At 43.1% G+C, this 21,208-nt stretch carries 21 protein-coding genes and 1 pseudogene; 11 read left to right on the top strand and 11 right to left on the bottom strand.

Annotated elements, in window-relative coordinates; genetic code table 11:
- The first annotated feature begins 23 nt into the window (after positions 1-23).
- Both F995_RS12680 and F995_RS12675 read left to right on the top strand, forming a co-directional pair.
- Positions 24-1,790, top strand: a complete 1,767-nt coding sequence (locus tag F995_RS12680) for a copper resistance system multicopper oxidase (RefSeq protein WP_004647231.1) — start codon at positions 24-26, stop codon at positions 1,788-1,790.
- Entirely contained in the window at positions 1,777-2,721 is a 945-nt protein-coding gene (locus F995_RS12675; RefSeq protein ID WP_004647230.1) for a copper resistance protein B, read from the top strand. The genes F995_RS12680 and F995_RS12675 overlap by 14 nt, the downstream gene beginning before the upstream one ends.
- Before the next feature lie 171 nt (positions 2,722-2,892).
- Here the strand turns inward: F995_RS12675 and F995_RS12670 are convergent, their stop codons facing one another.
- Positions 2,893-3,225, bottom strand: a complete 333-nt coding sequence (locus tag F995_RS12670) for a hypothetical protein (RefSeq protein WP_004647229.1) — start codon at positions 3,223-3,225, stop codon at positions 2,893-2,895.
- A 549-nt stretch (positions 3,226-3,774) separates the two neighbouring features.
- Here F995_RS12670 and F995_RS12665 point away from each other — a divergent pair.
- Positions 3,775-3,984: a cold-shock protein gene (locus F995_RS12665; RefSeq protein ID WP_004281299.1), complete on the top strand. Its 210-nt coding sequence runs from the start codon at positions 3,775-3,777 to the stop codon at positions 3,982-3,984.
- A 461-nt stretch (positions 3,985-4,445) separates the two neighbouring features.
- Here F995_RS12665 and pyrE read toward each other — a convergent pair whose 3' ends face one another.
- The gene (gene pyrE / locus F995_RS12660) at positions 4,446-5,096 is read right to left on the bottom strand and encodes an orotate phosphoribosyltransferase (protein ID WP_004647228.1); all 651 of its coding nucleotides are present in this window, start codon (positions 5,094-5,096) and stop codon (positions 4,446-4,448) included.
- 40 nt (positions 5,097-5,136) lie between these two features.
- Between pyrE and F995_RS12655 the strand changes: the two genes are divergently transcribed.
- Both F995_RS12655 and F995_RS12650 read left to right on the top strand, forming a co-directional pair.
- Positions 5,137-5,955 carry an exodeoxyribonuclease III gene (locus tag F995_RS12655; RefSeq protein ID WP_004647227.1) on the top strand — a complete coding sequence of 273 codons (819 nt, stop codon included), beginning with the start codon at positions 5,137-5,139 and terminating at the stop codon, positions 5,953-5,955.
- Between the two features lie 617 nt (positions 5,956-6,572).
- Positions 6,573-6,923 carry a Spx/MgsR family RNA polymerase-binding regulatory protein gene (locus F995_RS12650; RefSeq protein ID WP_004281293.1) on the top strand — a complete coding sequence of 117 codons (351 nt, stop codon included), beginning with the start codon at positions 6,573-6,575 and terminating at the stop codon, positions 6,921-6,923.
- Between the two features lie 70 nt (positions 6,924-6,993).
- Here the strand turns inward: F995_RS12650 and F995_RS12645 are convergent, their stop codons facing one another.
- Positions 6,994-7,431, bottom strand: a complete 438-nt coding sequence (locus F995_RS12645) for a DUF2147 domain-containing protein (protein WP_004281292.1) — start codon at positions 7,429-7,431, stop codon at positions 6,994-6,996.
- A 156-nt stretch (positions 7,432-7,587) separates the two neighbouring features.
- On the opposite strand from F995_RS12645, the gene F995_RS12640 reads away from it, so the two are divergent.
- Positions 7,588-8,499, top strand: a complete 912-nt coding sequence (locus F995_RS12640) for an alpha/beta hydrolase (RefSeq protein ID WP_004647226.1) — start codon at positions 7,588-7,590, stop codon at positions 8,497-8,499.
- A gap of 62 nt (positions 8,500-8,561) precedes the next feature.
- On the opposite strand, the gene F995_RS12635 is transcribed toward F995_RS12640, so the two are convergent.
- Positions 8,562-9,131, bottom strand: a complete 570-nt coding sequence (locus F995_RS12635; protein WP_004281290.1) for an FMN-dependent NADH-azoreductase — start codon at positions 9,129-9,131, stop codon at positions 8,562-8,564.
- Between the two features lie 340 nt (positions 9,132-9,471).
- On the opposite strand from F995_RS12635, the pseudogene F995_RS17180 reads away from it, so the two are divergent.
- Positions 9,472-10,668, top strand: a pseudogene (locus F995_RS17180) (GGDEF domain-containing protein).
- Between the two features lie 28 nt (positions 10,669-10,696).
- Here the strand turns inward: F995_RS17180 and dsbD are convergent.
- The 4 genes from dsbD to F995_RS12605 all read right to left on the bottom strand — a co-directional run bounded on the left by dsbD (position 10,697) and on the right by F995_RS12605 (position 14,369).
- Positions 10,697-12,538, bottom strand: coding sequence for a protein-disulfide reductase DsbD (dsbD, locus tag F995_RS12620; RefSeq protein ID WP_004647222.1), 1,842 nt, complete (start codon positions 12,536-12,538; stop codon positions 10,697-10,699).
- Between the two features lie 18 nt (positions 12,539-12,556).
- Positions 12,557-13,312: a transporter gene (locus tag F995_RS12615; protein ID WP_004281287.1), complete on the bottom strand. Its 756-nt coding sequence runs from the start codon at positions 13,310-13,312 to the stop codon at positions 12,557-12,559.
- A 21-nt stretch (positions 13,313-13,333) separates the two neighbouring features.
- Positions 13,334-13,876 (bottom strand): hypothetical protein, encoded by a 543-nt coding sequence (locus tag F995_RS12610; RefSeq protein ID WP_004647221.1) that lies wholly within the window; start codon positions 13,874-13,876, stop codon positions 13,334-13,336.
- A 127-nt stretch (positions 13,877-14,003) separates the two neighbouring features.
- Positions 14,004-14,369: an HPF/RaiA family ribosome-associated protein gene (locus tag F995_RS12605; RefSeq protein WP_004647220.1), complete on the bottom strand. Its 366-nt coding sequence runs from the start codon at positions 14,367-14,369 to the stop codon at positions 14,004-14,006.
- A gap of 1,007 nt (positions 14,370-15,376) precedes the next feature.
- Between F995_RS12605 and F995_RS12600 the strand changes: the two genes are divergently transcribed.
- The 4 genes from F995_RS12600 (at position 15,377) to F995_RS12585 (ending at position 18,364) form a co-directional block, all read left to right on the top strand.
- Positions 15,377-16,102 (top strand): outer membrane protein OmpK, encoded by a 726-nt coding sequence (locus tag F995_RS12600; protein WP_004647219.1) that lies wholly within the window; start codon positions 15,377-15,379, stop codon positions 16,100-16,102.
- 80 nt (positions 16,103-16,182) lie between these two features.
- Positions 16,183-16,695: a GNAT family N-acetyltransferase gene (locus F995_RS12595; RefSeq protein WP_004647218.1), complete on the top strand. Its 513-nt coding sequence runs from the start codon at positions 16,183-16,185 to the stop codon at positions 16,693-16,695.
- Positions 16,696-16,867: 172 nt separating this feature from the next.
- A complete protein-coding gene (locus tag F995_RS12590; protein WP_004647217.1) occupies positions 16,868-17,590 on the top strand; it encodes a hypothetical protein in 723 nt (240 codons plus the stop codon).
- Positions 17,591-17,656: 66 nt separating this feature from the next.
- A complete protein-coding gene (locus tag F995_RS12585) occupies positions 17,657-18,364 on the top strand; it encodes a phospholipase D family protein (RefSeq protein WP_004281281.1) in 708 nt (235 codons plus the stop codon).
- A gap of 243 nt (positions 18,365-18,607) precedes the next feature.
- Here the strand turns inward: F995_RS12585 and urtE are convergent, their stop codons facing one another.
- From urtE to urtC, 3 genes are read right to left on the bottom strand one after another with little or no spacing between them, the layout of a single operon-like run.
- A complete protein-coding gene (urtE, locus tag F995_RS12575; RefSeq protein WP_004647215.1) occupies positions 18,608-19,306 on the bottom strand; it encodes an urea ABC transporter ATP-binding subunit UrtE in 699 nt (232 codons plus the stop codon).
- Between the two features lie 10 nt (positions 19,307-19,316).
- Complete coding sequence (urtD, locus tag F995_RS12570) at positions 19,317-20,135, bottom strand: urea ABC transporter ATP-binding protein UrtD (RefSeq protein ID WP_004647213.1); 819 nt, start codon at positions 20,133-20,135, stop codon at positions 19,317-19,319.
- Positions 20,132-21,205 carry an urea ABC transporter permease subunit UrtC gene (urtC, locus tag F995_RS12565; protein WP_004647212.1) on the bottom strand — a complete coding sequence of 358 codons (1,074 nt, stop codon included), beginning with the start codon at positions 21,203-21,205 and terminating at the stop codon, positions 20,132-20,134. Before urtC ends, urtD begins: the two co-directional genes overlap by 4 nt.
- Between the last annotated feature and the right edge of the window lie 3 nt (positions 21,206-21,208).

The raw sequence follows: 21,208 nt of genomic DNA, 5'->3' as shown, positions 1-21,208 counted from the left end.
TTTTATTCATTAAGGATTAAGTTATGTTGCTTAAAATCAGTCAAAGCCTGTGTCTGGGCTTCGGTCTCATCTCGTCGTCTGCCTTGTTTGCAGCCGTAAAAGAATATCATCTGGTCATTGATGAAAGCCCGATCAATCTCACCGGAAAGACGGTCAAGCGTATCACTGTAAACGGAAAATTCCCTGCACCCTTGCTGGAATTCGAAGAAGGTGATGATGCAGTCATTCATGTACAAAACAACCTGAACAATCAGGATACCTCACTGCACTGGCATGGCCTGCTCCTGCCCGGGCTGATGGATGGTGTCCCCGGATTTAACGGTTTTCAGGGCATCAAACCGAAACAGTCTTTTACTTATCGCTTCAAGGTTCGTCAAAACGGCACCTACTGGTATCACGCACATTCCAAAGGTCAGGAACAGGATGGCCTCTATGGCGCCTTGGTGATTCGCCCCAAAGCCCAGACATCGCTACCTGCACATGAACAAACCGAGCGGGATTATGTGGTGATGCTGTCGGATTTTCACGAACAGGGCAGCCAGCAGATTCAGAACAATTTAAAAAAATCGGCCGAATATTATCAGAACCAGCGTGAAACCTTGGGCGATGTACTCCAGCAGGTGAAACGTGATGGCCTGAAGGCCACCTGGTCAGACCGCAAGATGTGGAACCAGATGCGTATGCTGAAAACCGACCTATCTGATGTTACCGGTTATACCTTTCTGGTCAATGGAAAAACGCCGCAACAAAACTGGAGTGGCCAGTTCCAGCCCAATGAAAAAGTCCGCCTGCGTTTCATCAATGCTTCTGCCATGTCGTTTTTCGATGTACGTATTCCCCAGCTGAAAATGACCGTGGTCAGTGCCGATGGACAACCGGTGCAGCCGGTCAATGTAGATGAATTCCGTATCGGAACCGCTGAAACCTATGATGTGATTGTGGAACCCACTGCAGCGCATTACCAGATTGAAGCGGAATCGATCGACCGCTCAGGCTTTGCCATTGGCAGTCTGCATCAGGCAACTGATTCAAGTAAAGCCCCGGCTCCGGTTCAATTACCAACACCGCGCCCTCGTGCCTTATTGACCATGGAAGATATGGGACATGGCGAACAACATGACATGTCACATGACACACACAGCAGTCAGACCATGCAGACTGCCACAAGTGAACATGATCAACATGCCCAGCACGACATGCATGCAAGTCATAATGCCATATCCGGAACCAATCAGCCTCATCAGCCGGTTGAGGGCTGGGCCAATATGTCTACGCCTGCAGGGCACAAAGCCTTGCAATATCAAGACCTCAAAGCCCTGACACCGCAACCTGATACCCGTGCAGCAGAACGTGAACTGGTAATTCGTCTGGGTGGAACCATGGAGCGCTACATCTGGACCATTAATGGTAAAAAATTCAGTGATGCCGAGCCACTTCAAGTGAAATATGGCGAGCGGATCCGGCTGAAATTTATCAATGACAGCATGATGGCCCATCCGATGCATTTGCATGGCATGTTTATGCAGCTGGAAAATGGTCAGTCTGCTGCAAATATGCCAAATAAACACACCGTGATTGTGCCGCCTGGGAAAACGGTGACTACCCTGCTCACGGCTGACGAACTGGGAGAATGGGCGATTCACTGCCATCTGCTCTATCACATGAGTGCCGGCATGATGAACAAGCTGATTGTGGCACAGGTTGACGAAGATCAAGTATCTCACCCTTCTTCACAAAAAATGCCGTCAAAACCAGCAGCTGCTCAAGGAGAAAGCCATGCACATCACTAATCTTTTTCTAAAGTCAGTACTCAGCAGTGCGCTTACCCTAAGCAGTCTGAGTATTTTTGCGGCAGCTTCTAGCGAGCATACGGGTCATAATGAACATCAGCATCATAGCGGGCATCATGCCATGCAAAACATGGCTGATGACCACGCACAGCATACTGAAACTGCAGATGCCACATCCTATCAACCACCAAAGTTATCACATCAACAGCAGGCGCTGAGCACACCACAAAATTCAGTCAGTTCTGCCAGCGAACATGATCATCGTAAAGAACATGGTGCACAGATTTATAGCCAGATTATTCTGGACCAGAAATGGCAGCATAGTTCAGAGGGAAATGGGGCATTCAAGTCCAAGAACCAAGTCAGAATTGGCACGGATGAAAATAAAATCTTCCTCAAGCTAGAAGCCGACAAACATGAATCGCATCAGGCCGAATATGATGCCAAAGTGTTGTATAGCCGAAATATTTCTGATTTCTGGGATGTGCAGACCGGGGTGCGCTATCGACAGGAAAATTTAGCCGAGCCTTCTATAAACCAGCAGAACGAGCGCTTCGATGCAGTATTTGGGTTACATGGCCTGGCTCCCTACTTTTTCGAAACGGATGCTCATGTCTATGTTGGTGAAGATGACTTTGTCGGATTAAAACTGAAAACAGAGCGTGACCTGTTACTGACTCAGAAACTGATTATGCAACCCTTTGTCGAACTGGATGTCATCCTGAATGATCAGGCAGCTAATGCGAAAAAAACCGGCCTTAGTCATGCCACCTTGGGCCTGGAAACACGCTATGAACTGAGCAAAAAGCTCATGCCTTATTTGGAAGTGGGTTATGAATATAGTAAAGGCAACCAACAGACAGCCTGGCAGCAAAGTTCTGATTCAGAAAAAGGCTGGATCTATGGTGCAGGTCTAAGAATGATGTTCTAAATTTTTGATACAGAAAATTATGCAGCTACGGGATGTGAAACGCCATTCATGTCCCGTAGCGCTATGGCACTATACATTTGACTGAGAAAGATTTTTTAAGCCTATGAACTGTACATGCAATGCTTTTCTGTACTTTCCCGCTCATTAAGACACTTGTTATTTTGCGAAAAACTAGTCTTCATCGCCTTGATTTCCACTGTTACTTTTAGCAACCAAAGTGCCTAACATAATGATAAAGGTACTTACACCGCCAATTAACAGGCTCAGCAGCCCTATTTCCAGCATAAAATTACTATCACCAGTCTCAGGGGCACCCCATAGAAATTGAAGACGATCGCCAAAAACAAAATTGATTGCACATACAATCAGAAAACCAATCAAGGTGGCAATCAGTAAAGTGACCACCAAGTTCTTCCACATTTTACATCCGACGAACAGGATGATCATGGCCAGTCCAACCATGGTGATGATGGATATAAGTAACACACTGTTCCAGTAATCCATGAGACTCACTCGTATTTGGTTTTAAATTAAAATCAAGAAATTCTTATAGTTAATTTTTCCAATTGAATTTTAATATAGGTGGATTTTTATACATGAGCAATGACGATAACTATCTTAAAGCTACAGATATTAATTTACCCAAAGTTATAAAATACACTGACTTAGTAAAATCTTGCTGAGTACTGAACGATTCTGATTAACATAAAGTAACACAAACACAACGTGTATTTCATTGTTTAGCTTCGTTAGAGCTCAAATTCAACCGATAAAGCTCAAGGCAAAACCAGCTTGAAATTTTAAAAAAAAGAAGAACTGAGCCACTTTTATAAGAAAAATAAATAATAAATATAAAAAACTTGAATATTTTCTGATTTAGGCTATGCTGTGTTTAACTAGAAAAAAGCGTTGTTTAGTTAAGCTTCTTTAAGTGCCGCAGTATTATTTATAATCCTCAGTTTTTTCAGATCTTTATTTCAATTCTTATTGTTTTTCCAAGTTATCCATAGTCATTTCTATGACTAAAATTATTAAAATTTAACAGGTTATATTATGTCTACTACAGTTACCGGTACAGTAAAATGGTTTAACGAAACTAAAGGTTTTGGTTTTATTCAACAAGAATCAGGTCCTGACGTTTTTGCTCATTTCAAAGAAATCAGCAGTTCTGGTTTCAAAACTTTGTTTGAAGGTCAACGCGTTTCTTTTAGCGTGGTTGATGGTCAAAAAGGTCCAAATGCGATCAATATCGTTGCGCTATAATTTAGCCCAGCAATAAGAAAAAGCACCTTCAGGTGCTTTTTTTAGCTCTGAAGATTCATAATTTTGGTGAAAGGTTTTCTGCTCCTCTATTTAGCTCATTAACAATGAATTTTTAAGAATCATGTTTCTGAATCACTGCTGCTCAGTGGGACTTTATAAAAGATAAAAATGAAAAACCCCTAGCATCCTGCCAGGGGCTTTCCGTATGGGTTCGCTTGGTATAACTCCTGTCGTACCTTACTTTCCTTGTATTTATCTATTGTTATTCTTGTGTGGAACCTCCTGTTCCTGTTAAAGCTATCATAGGAAATTTCCACTATTCAAAACAGCCGCAAAGTGCTGGAATTGATGTAAGCCAATGCTTACAAGAATAGACAGAGATAATAAATTTCAAATGTTTAGCAAATTGAACATCTACAAAAAAAGGAAGCTCAAGCTTCCTTTTCTATGCCAATCTAGGCTTAGATCCCATATTTAACACGGTAATCTTCCATTTTCGCCAAAGCTGCTAGGTCGCCTTTCGCTTCCAGATAGTCCATTAAATCTTTCATGGTAATTAAGGCATGTACAGGAATCTCAAGCTCTTGCTGCACTTCCTGAATCGCAGACAGTTCGCCCTGACCTTTTTCCTGACGGTCTAATGCAACTAGCACACCCGCAATCTGCGCACCGGCATTTTTCAGGATGGTGACGACTTCACGAATCGCTGTGCCTGCGGTGATCACATCATCAATGATCCAGACTTTTTTACCTTCTACAGAAGCACCGACCAATACGCCACCCTCGCCATGGTCTTTGGCTTCCTTGCGATTAAAACCCCACGGCACACTTACCCCATGATTTTGCGACAGAGCCACAGCAGTTGCTGCCACAAAAGGAATGCCTTTATATGCAGGGCCAAAAATCACTTCAACATGGTCACATTCAGTCAGTTTTGCAGCATAGCCAGAAGCCAGCAGTGTCAAGGCTTCACCATCATTCAACAGACCCGCATTAAAAAAATAAGGACTCACACGCCCCGATTTTAAAGTAAACTCACCAAATTTAAGCACACCGCGTGATAATGCGAGTTCGATAAAAGCTTGCGGGTTAAACTGAGCTGGCGTTGACATGAGGTGCTCCTAAATCCATTAATTAAGGTAAGACTTGCGCATGATACCAAAGAGTAGCTATCCAGGTGATCAAAAAATTCTTCGTGTCGTTTCAATTAATGTCAACGGTTTACGCTCATCCGTCACCAAAGGGTTATTGGAATGGATGGAACAGTCCGATGCCGATGTAATTTGCATGCAGGAAAGCCGGATCACCCATGCGCAGTGGACCGATAAATTCAAACCAGAAGGCTGGTATACGCACCTGTTTCCTGCCGAACGCCCAGGTTATGCCGGTACGGCCATTTATAGCCGCCTGCCTTTTGTATCCTTGACCGATGGTCTGGGCTTTGAATTGGCCGATTCACAAGGTCGCTTCATTTCTGCCGAGTTTGATCTGGGTCTGGATCAGACTGCACATATTTGTTCGCTCTATCTGCCATCCGGTTCATCGGGTGATGAGGCACAGGCACGCAAGGATCATTTCCTGGATGAATATAAAAAAATCCTGAAACAGTGGCGCGATGAAAATAAATCGGTGATTGTTTGTGGGGATTACAACATCGTGCATAAACGGATTGATATTAAAAACTGGTCGGGTAACCAGAAAGCCTCAGGCTGTTTACCGCATGAGCGTGCCTGGCTGGATCATATCTATGATGAACTCGGTTATGTCGATACTTTCCGTGAAGTGCGTAAAGAAGCCGAATTATATTCCTGGTGGTCAAACCGTGGCCAAGCCCGCGCAAAGAACGTCGGTTGGCGCATTGACTATCAAGCCTGCTCTCCAGACTGGAAAGAGCGTACCGTCAATGCCTGGGTCTATAAAGAACAATGGTTTAGTGATCATGCCCCGGTGATTATTGACTACAAACTATAAAGAGCCTGATGATTTAATTGAGTGAACGACTGTTCACTCAATTAAGGTTTATGTCTTACAAGACATGACGTATTTTTTGGGTTTATCTCAATGTAATAACATAGCATTATAGCGACACGGCACAGGGACATGTCAGGATGACAATATAAGGACAGGACGCCGTAGGACGAAAATAAAACAGACTATAGATGTAGCTTGTTTTGCATGGATGTGACATTGGACGTTGGATTGAGACCCGCATGATCAGGATGATTAAATGCGGGTTTTCTATTTCTACTGTCTGCGATGATGCAGGTTCTTATAAAAATCATGTTTAATTATTTTAAAATAAAGAAAATTCCCCTCATCCTCTTGCGAAGTCGTATTTCTCATCCCAAAAGGATGAAGGGATTTCCAACATCTATTTTAAATATAAATAGCATGCTTATTATTCGTTTATGCAAGAGCTCTACTAGTTCTGGTTCTTCTTGTTCTTGCTGCCCAGTTTAAAGCGGCTTAATGTCATTTTGATGACATGCCTGTCTTGATATTTTAAATTTTTTCATGTGATTTTTTCATGGTCTGCTGCGGTCAATTTGGTTAAGCTAACCCATCATTAAATTTTTTAGATGGCAGCTATGTTAAAAATTTACGGAATTAAAAATTGCAGTTCGATGAAAAAAGCCTTTGACCTGCTGACTGAGCAAGGCCTGAGTTATGAATTTCATGATTATAAAAAACAGGGAATCGATACTGAAACCGTCAAAACCTGGCTGAATGCCTTGGGTCAGGATGTGGTCTTGAATAAAAAAGGTACAACCTGGCGCAAACTCAGTGAAGCAGAACAGCAAACGGCGCTATCCAGTGAAGATGCCTTAATTAGCGCATTAACCACACATACCAGCTTAATTAAACGTCCGATCTTGGCGACCGCGACAGGATTTATTGCTGGTTTTGATGAAAGTGCTTATCGTGCATTGAACGACTAAGCTGTACCTTGCATTCCATCTACAAAAAAGCCTGACATCAGTCAGGCTTTTGCATTTCAACTTCAATGGATTAGTTAGCACGAATCCAGGTCTGGTTACGACCCAATGCCGCTACACCAATAAAACCACGTAATTCAAGTTTCTTGCCACCGTCTGCCAGCTGGCCTTTCAACTTATACGTTTTGCCTGATTGTGGGTCCAGAATCGAACCACTTTCATAGCTGGTGCCACCGGCATTTTTAAGCCCTTTGACAATGGTCAGGCCTTTCAGAGATTTGTTGTGATATGGACCTTCACATTTGGTACAAGCATTTTCTTCACCTTTGGTTAACACCGACTGAATACTTGCCGTCAAGGTGCCATTCTTTTGTTCAGTAAACTTAACCAGGGCCTTAGGTTGCTTGGTTTTATCATCAATGGTTTTCCATACCGTGCCGTTTAAAGGATCCGCAGCATTCGCCAGTGCAGATAAGCCTAGTAGTCCTAACGTAAGCGCTATTTTTTTCATTTTTCTTCATTTCCTTAGTCTGAAAATAGACCCATGTAGTATTAAAAAGTCACAACAATTTTTCAATTTTTAGGTGTGACTATTTAGTGTAACCTTGTAAATATGGTTGGTAAATAATCTACACGATCAATAAAAGCACAAAAAGATGGAAGGAAGATGAAGATAAGCCCGCTAACGAAACAATTAATTACAGAAAGCTTTTTAAAAACGGCCATTCGTGCCCCGAGCAGATTCAGTCTTCCACCGAGTTCAATGCGCATTGCTCTGGAACAGATGTGCAAACTTTTCCCTCAGGATAAAACGGTACAGATTCGCTCGCTTCGATTGGCCGGACTGCGCGCGGAAGAAATTAAGCCGCAGCAGGAATCGACCCAGCTGATTTTTCATATTCATGGCGGCGCATTTTACTTAGGTTCTTTAAATACCCATCGTGCCTTTATGACTCAAATTGCGGCTCGAACCCAGATGCAGGTGCTGCATGTCGATTATCCGCTATCACCCGAATCTGCCTATCCAGAAGCGTTGGAAGCCTTGTTTGATGTCTATAATCTGCTACTGGATCAAGGTGTTCAGGCCAAAGATATTATTCTGTCCGGCGATTCTTGCGGTGCCAATCTGGCCTTGGCGCTGGCACTCAAAATACAGCAGGAAAGTCTGCCACAGGTCAGCGGTCTGATTCTGCTGTCTCCACTGCTGGATTTAACGTTGACCAGTGAATCTTTACGTTATAACCAGAAGCATGATGCCCTGCTGTCTCTGGAAACGGTTCTAACCGGGATTGAATATTATGTGCCGCGTTCGATTGATCGTGGTGATCCGGAAGTTTCTCCTTTTTTTGCCGATTTAGCCGGCTTGCCACCGATTCATATTCAGGTAGGTTCCAAGGAAATTCTGCTGGATGATGCTAGTCGTTTTAAAGAAAAAGCGGAACAGGCGGGTGTCGAGGTCGAATTTAAACTCTATACCGGCATGTGGCACAACTTCCAGATGTTCAGTGCCTGGTTCGATGAAGCCAAACAGGCGCTGACCGATCTTGCAGAATTTGCCCATCGTCTGGACCGAGATTAAGCATGATTTAGCATATAAAAAAGGTCAGCCGTAGCTGACCCTTTGAAAAGAGGCTTTAGGTTTTAAATGGCCTGAACTTGCTGCAATGCAGTTTGCAATGCTTGGGCTTTAACCGCTTCGCCCATGTTCACTCCTTCAGCACGAATCACTTCGATATCATTCACACCGGTAAAGTTAAACACGGTTTTCAGGAAAGCCTCCTGAAAATCAGCCGGGCTTTGCTCGCCATAGACACCACCACGGCTGCTGGCAATATACACTTTCTTATTGCCCGCCAAACCCACAGGACCTTGTTCGGTATATTTAAAAGTACGTCCCGCGACACAGATCCGGTCAATCCAGGCTTTTAGGGTTGATGGCAAACCGAAGTTATACATCGCTGCACCAATCACCACGACATCAGCCTGTAAATATTGATCTAAAATTTCCTCGCCCAATGCCGTCTGTTCTGCATTCTGGCCCATTAAAATTTCGGCAGTAAGATGGGGAATAGGCTGTGCTGCCAGATCCAGGTACTCAACTTCAATGGCCTCAGCATATTTTTGCTGCAATTGTTCCACCACGGCCTGAGTCAACTGACGCGAAATAGAAGCATCTCCTAAAATACTGGAATCAATCTGTAAAACTTTCATGGCTTCGCTCTTTATCTTTGGTTGTTTCTAACAATGCAGCCATTTTAACGATTGACCATATTGAAATAATTAGCACAAATAAAACACATCATCCTGAATTTAGAACAAAACTGTATGCCTCTTAACCTCTTTAATTTTGATTAGAACCCTTTGGTATAGCCTAGATCACTTATGCTATAGGCAAAGAATGAGCAGATCAGATATCAACTAAATCACAAAAATGTTTTAAATATTGTTGTTTATCAAGCATTCAAACTTATGTTATCTTGTGTAAATAAAGCTATAAATATCCAATAAGTCTTAAAAAATCTGCCATAACAATTAAAGTCAGACCGGGACCATGAAGCGAATATCGCCTGTATTAGAAAAAGTGCTAAGACACAGAATCAAGAAATATCTGGTCGAAGATGAAGTCGTGATGAACTGGCGTATCCTGAAGAAATGCATCCTGATGCTGACCTTGGGATGCGGTGTACATCTGACCTGGCTCGGCTGGGACCTGTTTGTTTTATTCAATCCTGAGTATTGGCAATATGTACATATTGAACGGGTTTATTCACAAGTCGTGCTGAACGGCAGTTTTTTATTGATTTTAGCCTTGCTAATTTATCCCTGTTATAAATTTCAGGGCAACCGTCTGGTGTAACGTTATCTACCCTATCTAGCAGTTGGCACCTTTGTGGTTTCGTTATGTCGGGATGCCTATATCGTCGGCGTGATCAGTCCGGTGGCTACCACCGCTTACGTCTGCTTAATTATGGTCGGTCTGGTACTGTTTCATCGCACGCTAGTCTATAGCATGCTGATTCCTGCCTCCATTTTTCTGGGCGGATGTGCCTATTTAAGTTTCGGTCATCAATTGCCTTATTCACCGCTATTTAATATCGATGACAAGCTTTTCTATAATGGTTTCTGGCTGTTATCGATGCTGTATTTCATTTTGCCAATTCTGGCCGTCTGCATGGTGTTATTCGAGATTCTGCTGAGCCAATGGCGTCATCGCGAGCAGCTGATCAAACAGCTGAGTCAGATTGATCCGCTCACCAACCTGTTTAACCGCCGTAGCATCAACCAATGTCTGGATAAACTGAATGCCGCAGCCACTCCCAATTATGCTTTAGTGCTATTAGATCTGGATCATTTCAAGAAAATTAATGATCACTATGGCCATCATAAGGGCGATGAAACCTTAGTCGAAGTGAGTGCCGTGCTGAACCAGCAATTACGCGAAAGTGATGTGGTCGGCCGTTTTGGTGGGGAAGAATTTATTCTCGTGCTTAAAAATACCAGTCTGGAAAAAGCCGAACAAGTGGCTGAACGCTGCCGCATTGCCATTCAGCAATTGCAGATTTTCAGTGATGAGGGTGAGCTGATTCCGGTGACCGCCAGTTTCGGGATTGCCATTTCTAGCGCGGAATTACGCCCGCAATAGTTATTAAGTCAGGCCGATCAGGCGCTTTATCAGGCCAAAGCCGGCGGACGTAATCTGGTCAAAGCCTATGCTGAACCGGTGCCAGCACAGATGCAGGTTTCTTAAACGGGTTCAGCTTTTTTTAAGAACTAGATTATGGATTTTCACTTTGAGCCAACGCTTGCAGTTGTGCCAGCAATTCTACCTCGCTAAAGGCACCGGTCAAACGCAAGCCACGAATTTCCTGCTGCTGTGCATTCAAAAATAAATACGTTGGCGGCCCGAGAATTTTCCATTGGTTTAACAGCGCTTGATGAGAGGCATTATATTGGCTTAAATCCAGCTTGATCAGGAAATATGGCGCCAGAGCCTGCTGCACCGCTGCAGATTTTAAAATACGATGTTCGATCGGCTGACAGGCGACACACCAGTCGGCGTAGACATCAATAATGATCTTTTGCCCTTGCGGTGCCTTGGCCAAAATCTGCTGAAATTCTGCTGCACTGCGTGCTACATGCCACTTGGTTTCTGTACTCGCCTGCTCCACAAAAAAACGCTGACTGTGCTGATATTGACTATAAGCAATATAAGGCACGGCCAGTACTAGACACAGGATATATAGCCATCTCAAACCGGTACGATGCCAGAAAATCCGGAACAGCACATAAGCCACGAAGGTCATACCCAAAGCTAAGGATAACCATTGTAAAGCCGCTTCTGAAATGAGTGGGCGAATAAAATACAGCGCCAGTGCCAGCATGATAAAGGCAAAGAGCACTTTGATCTGATTCATCCAGTGCCCAGCTTTAGGCAGAATCCGTGCCCCCAGAATACTGGCCAGCAATAAAGGCGTGCCCATCCCAAAACCCAGAGTAAACAGCAACAGAGCCCCCTGCCACTGACTTTGTGTCTGGGAAATAAACAACAATGCACCTGCCAGTGGTGCGGTCATGCATGGTCCTACCAGAAGCGCCGAAATCATGCCCATAACGCCCGCACTGACCAGACTACCTCCCTGTTGCATGGCTTGTGCCCGGTCCAGACGATGAACCAGACGTTGCGGCAGTTTGATTTCAAACAGGCCAAACAGATTCAGGGCAAACAGGACAAATAGCACACTAAAAGCAATTAAAGTCCCAGGTTGCTGCAACCAGCGCTGAAAATTCAGGCCGGCCGAAGATGCAATTAGGCCAAGTACTGCATAGACAGCAGCCATACTGCTGACAAAAGTCAGTGCAATCATCCAGGCTTTCAGGCCTTTACTGTCACGTACAATCAGTGAGGTCAGAATCGGCAGCATCGGCAAGGAACACGGCGTAAACGCCAGTAAAATTCCCAGGCCGAAAAACAGCAAAAGCCCATAGCCCAAAGAGCGTTCAAGCAGTTGGGCTGACCATTTCTGGTCTTGTGCTGCATAGGGTTCGGTTTGTGTGTTGGCTGATGCAGAGATTTCATCTGCTGTAGATTCTGAAGAATCTGCTGTATTAAACAGGGTATTGTGTTGCAGTGATGAAGTATTCAGATCAAGTAAACGCTTTGTTCCTGATCCGGCAGCTTCAAATTGCACCAGACCGGACAAATCGGTCTTGAACTGAATGGTTTGTGGCGGATAACAGATCCGGTCTTTGGCACAACCCTGCCAGCTGACCTGATAGGATCGCCCCGCCTGAGTCGGGATCTGAAACTTTAACTGCTGATAATAAACCTGGGTATGCCCATAGTTGTCATCATATAAATCTTCAGCGGGTGGCAACTCAAACGTCACCGGCTGGTTGCCCTGCCGGACTTCAATTTTATGCTGATACAGATAATAGTTGTCCGGAATCTGCCAGCTCAGTTCAGCCTGCTGCTGACTGGTGGAGATCACGCTCACAGGAAAGGCCTGCTCGGCAGACAACAATGCAGTTTCCGCCTGAGCAGGACTGCTGAACAAGGTGCTTCCCAAAATAACCGGGGCAAGCATTTTCCCCCAGGTCGGGAACTGCGAGTATTTCATCTTCTATGAATGAGTATCTTAGAACAGCACAGAGAAACCTAGGCCTGAGAAGTAGCTTCGATCTGCACCATCCAGATCTACACCGACATTCGCATCTAACTGGACACGATCGTTTAAAGCATACATGACCCCGGTACCGAGTGCGTATTGATTATCGACACTTTCCGCTTTACGGTAAATCAGTTCAGAATAACCTGACCAGCGATCAGTAATGCGGTAGCCTAGAGAAGGAATCGCAGACACTGCCCAGTTGCTGTCCTGCCATTCATAACGCATGGTCAATGCGGTACTGACCAAGTCATTATATTGATACGACACGACAGAACCCAAGCTGTAAATATCTTCTTCATTAGTGAAACCGGCATTGCCTGTTGCAATGATGGCTTCGGCCAGCAAAGCCATACTGAGTTTGTCATCATCCAAATCAATGGCCTTTTTCAGACCAATACTAACATCGCCCAGACCATCATCTTCTTCGGTCTGGCCATTGGATTTCACTTGGGTCCAGGTCGGGCCAGCCCAACCTAAACGCAATTCCAGATCATCACTGAGTCCGGTACGTAACAACATATCTGCACTGAGTGTGGTCGCGGTCTGATCGCCCGACTTGCTATAACGCGCTGTAGGCAAGCCTTGCTCCCAAGCGACATTTCCGACTGGAGTAATTCCAGTACTGAGACCCTCACCTGGTCGATCAAATTCAAAATCTGCTGCGAAAAGCTGTGCACTACAACCGGCCAGTGCAATCAAACCCAAGGTTTTTAATGTTGTCATGTTGGAGCTCTTTATTAAAATTTAACTGAGTTCTTTGGTCATTTTTGCGCCATGCTTGCGAAGCAGTTCTAGCGTCTGTTTTTCTTCATCCAAGGCTTCTGACCAGTTGATTTCATCAAAATCACAATCAAAGAATAGATCACTAATTGAAGATAAAATAGTCATGCCATCTTCATCTTTGCTATTTGGATCGACTTTTTCATCCAGTAAACGCTGTACAGCTGGCGCGCATGCGGCACTTGCGGCATCCCAGAGTGGACCATAAATTTCTTCTGCATCCCACAAATGCAGATTCACTTTGGCCTGGATCAGTTCTTCCAGAATCTGTAAATGTACCGCCAAACGTGCCTGTTTCTCCTCTTCTGAAAGTGGTGTTCCGGCTTCATACAGCTCACACACTTCTTCCCACCATTTAAACAGGCCATCTGACCAGACCGAAATCACCGGGCCTTTGTCATGATCAATAAAATTCGGGTTGAGTCCATCTGCCAGCAGCTGTTTGACCTGGTCCAGATTTAATTCTTCGAGTGCTTGCACAAAAAGTTGTTGTTGCGCAGTTAACATGATGGAGCTCACTTTGATTCGTTTTCGACTATTATGCCGAATAAAGCAGGATTTGTTGTGCTTCTCATAACTATATTTTTGTTTAATACGAAAAAAGCCCCGCAGGGCTTTTTCAAATCGGTTCGGCTTAGTCTTCGATATCCGCAGTATCTGTGTCTGCTAGTTCGAGAGCGCCAGGACGAACATTGTCTTTTTTCTCGATCACATGTTCCAGACTACGTTTTAGTCGGTCAATTGCACCATGGATCGCAGTATCGACATTATGGCCACGATGATTGACTACGACAGGTTTCAAGCCTGCAGGACGCGCTTCAATCATACAACGAATATCGTCATCGCCGCCTTTGGCGCCATTTTCATCACTAAGATGGACTGAAAAATGGGTAATACGTTCGCTGTGGCGCTGGAATTCTTGATTTAATTCTTCCCGTACATAAGTAATTAAACGATCACTATTCTGAATGTGGTTATCGGTACGAAGTTCAATATTCATATATTACCATCCTCAATCTTTGTAACTTTTGAGTGCAAAATTTTTTATCTTGGCACGTTTGTAGCTTGCTGTTTCGCATCGCATTTCACTTCTTCAAATGATTGGAATCACACCCTCCATTTTGAATGATGAACACATTTTTGAGTCTGCAGAATCGTGTCCTTATATCTTGAATATCGGCTGTATCTTGGAAATATGCAAGTGATATTTTGGTTTTTTAGCAAAAGAATAATCCATTGTGACAACTGCTTACTCAGCTCAAAAATACAGGATTTTTCAAACGGAAATTTCACAACCTTTCACATGATTTAATTTGAAATAATTTTTTAGCCAGACCGATAAATCGCTTAAATAACACTCGACCAGAAAACCTAAAAAAGGAGGAATTAAAAGTATTTTTTATCGAAATTAGCTCACTTTTACCTAATAATTTATCTTATAAGATCAGCGCCTAGTCAGCCTTACAGTCCTGAATAGATCATTTGCTTTATCATTATTTAGTTGCTTTTGCATAACCGGGAAAAATACTCTTTCGTCATTTTAAAATAACAACCTGCAAAATAATTTTTTATTGAAATATAAGACCGTTCAATCTCACTTGAAGAGGCTGAGAACAGGCTTATAAAACGACGGTCATTTGAGATTTTCAAACTAACCTCATTACACAAACAGAACAAAGCTGTTCAGCCTCAGGCCCAAATTAATTACTAAACAATCTGTATATCCCCCCCTATTTTTTACTGATTTTGTAAGTTAATCATCGTAAATTGAAGTGATTTTATATTTTTAGTTATACATTCAGTCTTTTAAGGCACTACATATTCAACTTTATTTAAAAAATAATAATTTAGAGAAGTATCAGCGAAAGGCAATGAAAACTGAGGAAGATGATCGTCTTCATTCAACTCATGGGGGCTGAAATATATTTAAGTCAGCGATCACTTTTAACTTTATTTTTACTTATTAATCTGTATGCTTATTCTGCTTTCTCGGGGGGATAGATTTAAATGAAATTTACACAACTTACGGCACTTTGTGCATTGGCTTCAACTGCAGCATTTGCTCAAGCAAAACCAGTTTGGCAGGACTTTAGCGTTACAGGTCTTTATGGCGAAAACTATGAAGTTGTAGACGATCAGCAAACTACTTTAACTGTTGAATATGCTGCAAAAGTTAAATATGCAGATGTATTCTTCTTTATGGATCGTCTGCGCGGTGGCGATGATGTTAAAAGTACGTACTTTGAGTTATCACCACGTTTAAGCTTAAGCGAAGTTACAGGCCAAAAACTTGCCTTTGGTCCAGTGAAAGATGTGCTTATTTCAACAACGTGGGAAGGTTCAGATAATGCTGATAACTTCCTATATGGCGTGGGCTTTGACCTTGATATCCCATACTTTCAATATGCAAGCTTAAATCTTTATCGTGCAAACAATGAAAAAGTGTTTGGCAATAAAGACGATTATCAAATGACGCTTACCTATGGTGTGCCATTTAAACTGGGTGCTGAAGATTTTCTTGTAGATGGCTTCCTTGATTGGTCAACTGCTGAAAAAGACGCTCAAGCAAGCGAGTTAAACTGGACTACACAGTGGAAATGGAATGCGGGCAAACACATTTCTCCAGATACCCGTTTATACCTCGGTGTTGAACATTCAGTGTGGAACAATAAGTTTGGTCTTAAAAATCAAGATGAAAACAATGTCAGCGCACTTGTGAAATATCATTTCTAATTGATGTATGATCGAAAGCAGAACTCCGGTTCTGCTTTTTTTAAACTGTGATTTCAGCTCACCTCTACTAGAACAAGAATATGCCTGATTTTGATATTCGACCTGCGACCGAACATGATCTTGAAACCATCCTCAAGATTTATAATCAGGAAGTACTTTATGGTACTGCGACCTGGAACAGAACAGCCTTTGATCTGAACTATTTCAAAATCTGGTTTAAACAGCTTAAAAATCAGAATTTCCCGGTTTTTGTGGTTGAAGATACGCGAAATCAAGTCGTTGCTGGCTATGCTTGTTATGATCAGTTTCGTAGTATTCAGGGCTTTCAACAGACGGTAGAACATTCCATCTTTTTAAATCCAGATTATGCAGGGCAAGGTTTGGGTTCTAAATTATTACAGTATTTAATTGAACAGGCTCAAGTACAGAAATTGCATATCATGGTCGCAGCGATTGATTCAGAAAACACCTCATCGATTCGTCTGCATGAAAAACTGGGTTTCGTTCAAACTGCCTATATGCCGCAAGTCGGACAGAAGTTTGGGCAATGGCGTGATTTGGTCCTCTTGCAACTGAATCTGGATCGAGCTTGATTCATTCTTAGTTTAAAGCTATTCCAGAACTGCTTTCTGGACACTCCTTTTCAGCTTTTTAATATTTGGTCATCACGATATTTGGTTGTTATCCAGTTTAATAAGCACAAGTTCTATTTACTTATACTAGCGGCTATGTATTATTCAGCTCAAAATCATACTGAATAACACTATGTATAAATCTCTATTGTCTATCGGTCTTTTAGGTTTAAGCGCGCACACTTTTGCTGATTCAGATTTTGAAAAAGAGCTCCGCTCAGGCTGTAGCAAAGTGCAAAGCTATGCAAATAATGGCAAGAAATTCTACGACCAAAAACAATATCAAAAGGCTATAGCGCAATTTGAGCAACAAGCCGCTTGGTCATCTTTTTGTGCGATGAATGTAGAAGACGGCGTTACAGCTTTTTCTGAGCGTGATATCACCACGGCATTTAATAATGTCGGTTTAAGTTATGCCAAGCTTGGAAAACCGCAATGGGCACGCGCCTGGTTTTCCGTTTTTCCGAATACTAAAGCCAGCCAGTTCAATCTAAAACAGTTACCTGCACCAGAAAAACCGAAGAATTTTGCAGGAAAATATGTCCGCTATGCAGGTTTTGGTCAGTGGAATACGATGGAAGTTAAACGGGCTTCGAATGCCTACCAGATTGAGTTTAATGGACTCTATATGGGTTTACGCAGTCTGATTTATGGACCAAATATGGGAGAATTTTTAACCCGTATGTCGCTGAATAAAGCTCAGGCCAATTACAGCGTAGAAGATTGCAAAATTGATTTGAAATTTCAGTTTAACGCTCAAATTGGACAACAGATTGTGGTGAATAGCAACAATCCAATGTCTTGCGGTTTTGGCCATAATGTCTCAGCGGATGGCATGTATTTAAAGGTTGAGTGATTGCTGATTCAGCGATATCTTATTCCCCTATAACAAACATAATATTCAAAATATTACAGGGAAAATATGGCTAAATTTCTAAATACCAGTGCAACCAATTTTTTCTTAGAAGAACTCATTAAAAATGCCAAAGAACGTCTAATTTTAATCAGTCCGTATTTACGTCTCAATGACCGTATTAAAGAATTATTAGAAGACAAAGACCGGTTAAAAATTGATGTTCGCATTGTCTATGGCAAAAGTGATTTGCATCCTGAAGAAATCAAATGGATTCAAAAACTGGACTATGTGCGTTTGAGTTTCTGCAAAAACCTGCATGCAAAGTGCTATCTCAATGAATCGGAATGTATTATTTCGAGTTTGAATTTATATGAATTTAGCCAGGTCAATAACAATGAAATGGGCATTTCAGTTCGTAAGTATGAAGATGATGAGGTTTTTAAAGATGCGTATGAAGAAGCGCAGCGTATTATTCGGATTAGCGAAGAAGTCCGGATCAGCTTAGATGAAGTCAAAGCTAATCCGAACACTGAGGATTTAGGTCAAACTGATGAAGAAGCTAATGCCTTTAGTAAATTGACCACCTCCAAACTGGCTGCCAAATATAAAATTAAAACAGCAGATTTACTTGAAAAGTTAGTGGATAAAGGCTTTTTAAAGCTGAATGACACGGGTAAACATTTTTTAACTGACCAAGGCAAATCCATCGGTGGTGAATACCGTCCAAGTCAGTACGGCGGCTATTTTTTATGGAATGAAAATACGGAGATCTAATCCCTCCATTATTCAAAAAAGAAAATTCCCCTCTCTTTAAGAGATGAGAAGCTCTGCTTCGTAAGAGGAGATTTAAAATTTAATCCCTCCAAACCTCCCTTTCTTACGCTTCGATATAAAGCAGTGCTTATATCTTGCTTAGGGAGGCTTTTTCCCTCTCCTTCTAGGAGAGGATTAGGGAGAGGTAAATAAAGATAAACCCTCATCCCCCGCCTTCTCCCATAGGAGAAGGAGCTAAAAGCCTTAAATCGCCACCAACTCCCGAATACCTTTCTCAGGCATTTCACTGCCCACACCTTGCGCCACAACCTGCCCACGTGCCATCACGGTATAAGCATCAGCAAGTTCTTCAGCAAAATCATAGAATTGCTCTACCAACACAATCGCCATCTCACCACCATCAGCAAGTTTAAGAATCACCCGTCCAATGTCTTTAATAATGGATGGCTGAATACCTTCAGTCGGTTCATCCAAAATCAGCACACGCGGTTCAGAAGCAAGTGCTCGTGCAATGGCAAGCTGCTGCTGCTGACCACCAGACAAATCTCCGCCACGGCGATGCTTCATTTCATCCAACACAGGGAAAATTTCATAGAGATGCTCAGGCACTTTGCGTGTCTTTGCGCCTTTAAATTTCGCCATACCAATGAGGATGTTTTCCTCCACGGTTAAAGTTGAAAAAATATCTCGACCTTGGGGCACATAAGCCAGACCTGCACGGACACGCTGTTCAGGACTGAGTTTCGAAATGTCCTTGCCATCCAACAAAATCTGTCCGGATTTAATCGGTAAAATACCCATCAGACATTTAAGGAGCGTGGTTTTCCCTACACCATTGCGCCCAAGCACCACCGAACACTCACCCACAGGTGCAGTCAACGACACATCACGTAAAATATGACTGCCACCATAAAATTGATTGACGTCTTTGACTTCTAACATCACGGTCTCCTTAACGTCCTAAATACTTTTCAATGACATCTTCATTGGCTTGTACTTCTGCCAATGTGCCTTCTGCTAAAATTGCGCCTTGTGCCAATACCGTGACTTTTTCACTAATAGTATCGATAAAGCTCATGTCATGCTCAACCACAACGAGGGTGTGATTTTTCTTGAGTTCTAAACACAGCTCCGCCGTGCGCTCGGTTTCGGCATCGGTCATGCCTGCTACAGGTTCATCCAGTAAAATCAGTTTTGGACGTTGCATCAACAACATGCCGATTTCTAACCATTGCTTTTGACCATGCGACAGCAAGCCAGCAGGTTTATTAATGAACTCTTGCAGACGAATTTGCGCAAGTGATTCATCCAGGGCATTTTGGGCATCGGGATCGAGTTTGCTAAAGAAACTCTTTTTCACGCGCTTGTCTTTGGGTGCAGCAAGTAACAGATTTTCCATGACGGTGAAATTTTCAAACACGGTCGGTTTTTGGAACTTACGCCCAATGCCTGCTTCGGCAATTTGTTCAGTGCTCATTTTGGCTAAATCGTAGTTTTGCCCAAAAAATGCTGTGCCTTCGGTTGGTCGCGTTTTACCGGTAATCACATCCATGAGGGTGGTTTTACCTGCCCCGTTCGGCCCGATGATGCAGCGTAATTCCCCTTCTTCAATGTAGAGCGACAAATCATTTAAGGCACGAAAAGCATCAAACCAGACGCTGACTTTTTCTAAATACAGCGCAATACCGTGGGTAAAGTCCGCGCCTTGTTCTTTAGGACGACCATAGCCTTCAGTGGCATGACCACCATGCGGTTGTAGGATCTCGCTCATTCGCTACGCTCCTTTTTAAAACGGTCAAACAGACCAATAATGCCTTTTGGCAGGAAGATGGTCACTACAATAAATAACGTACCCAAAATCAACAGCCATGCTTCAGGATAAGCCGAAGTAAAATAGGTTTTTACTCCATTGATTAAGCCTGCCCCAATCAATGGACCAATCAGCGTGCCACGTCCACCCGCTGCCACCCAGACTGCCATTTCAATCGAGTTCACCGGGTTCATTTCACTTGGGTTAATAATGCCGGCTTGTGGCACATACAGTGCCCCTGCAATGCCTGCAATCACCGCAGATAGCACCCATGCCGAGAGCTTGTACCACAAGGTACGGTAGCCCAAATATTGCAGACGGTTTTCGCTGTCACGAATTGCACCGAGTACACGGCCATAAGGTTTATTCATTAAATGACGTAAACCAATAAAGCACAGCAACAATACCAAAGCGGTGATAAAGCACAAACTTGCCCGCATCGATGCCGAGGTAATGTCCAGGCCTAAAATGGTTTTAAAACCGGTAAAGCCGTTGTTGCCACCAAAGCCGGTTTCATTACGGAAGAAAAGTAATGCAGCAGCAAAAGTCATAGCTTGGGTAATAATCGAGAAATACACGCCTTTAATTTTGGAACGGAAGGCAAAGAAGCCAAAAATAAAGGCAATGATGCCCGGTACTAATACCACCAATACCAATGACCAAAGGAAGTATTCAGTCCCCACCCAAAACCATGGCACTTCCGTCCAACTCAGGAAGCGCATAAAGTCAGGAATACCATCCCCTGCAGACTGGCGCATCAGGTACATGCCAAAGGCATAACCGCCAAGGGCAAAGTACAAACCATGCCCCAAACTTAAAATGCCGGCATAACCCCACACCAAATCGAGTGCCAAAGCGACCAAGGCCAAGCACATGATTTTGCCAATCAGGGTGACCCAATACGCAGATAAATGCAGGGTTGAATCGGCAGGTAACAGGTGTAACCATGGCAATGCCAATAAAATGGCAAAGCACACGGCAATCGCAATGCCACTATGCGGTTTGTCGGATAATAATTGTATGATCTTCATGTG

Origin of the sequence: Acinetobacter sp. CIP A162, assembly GCF_000367905.1 — a bacterium.
Lineage (GTDB): Bacteria > Pseudomonadota > Gammaproteobacteria > Pseudomonadales > Moraxellaceae > Acinetobacter > Acinetobacter lwoffii.
This window is presented reverse-complemented; position numbering and strand designations above follow the sequence as displayed.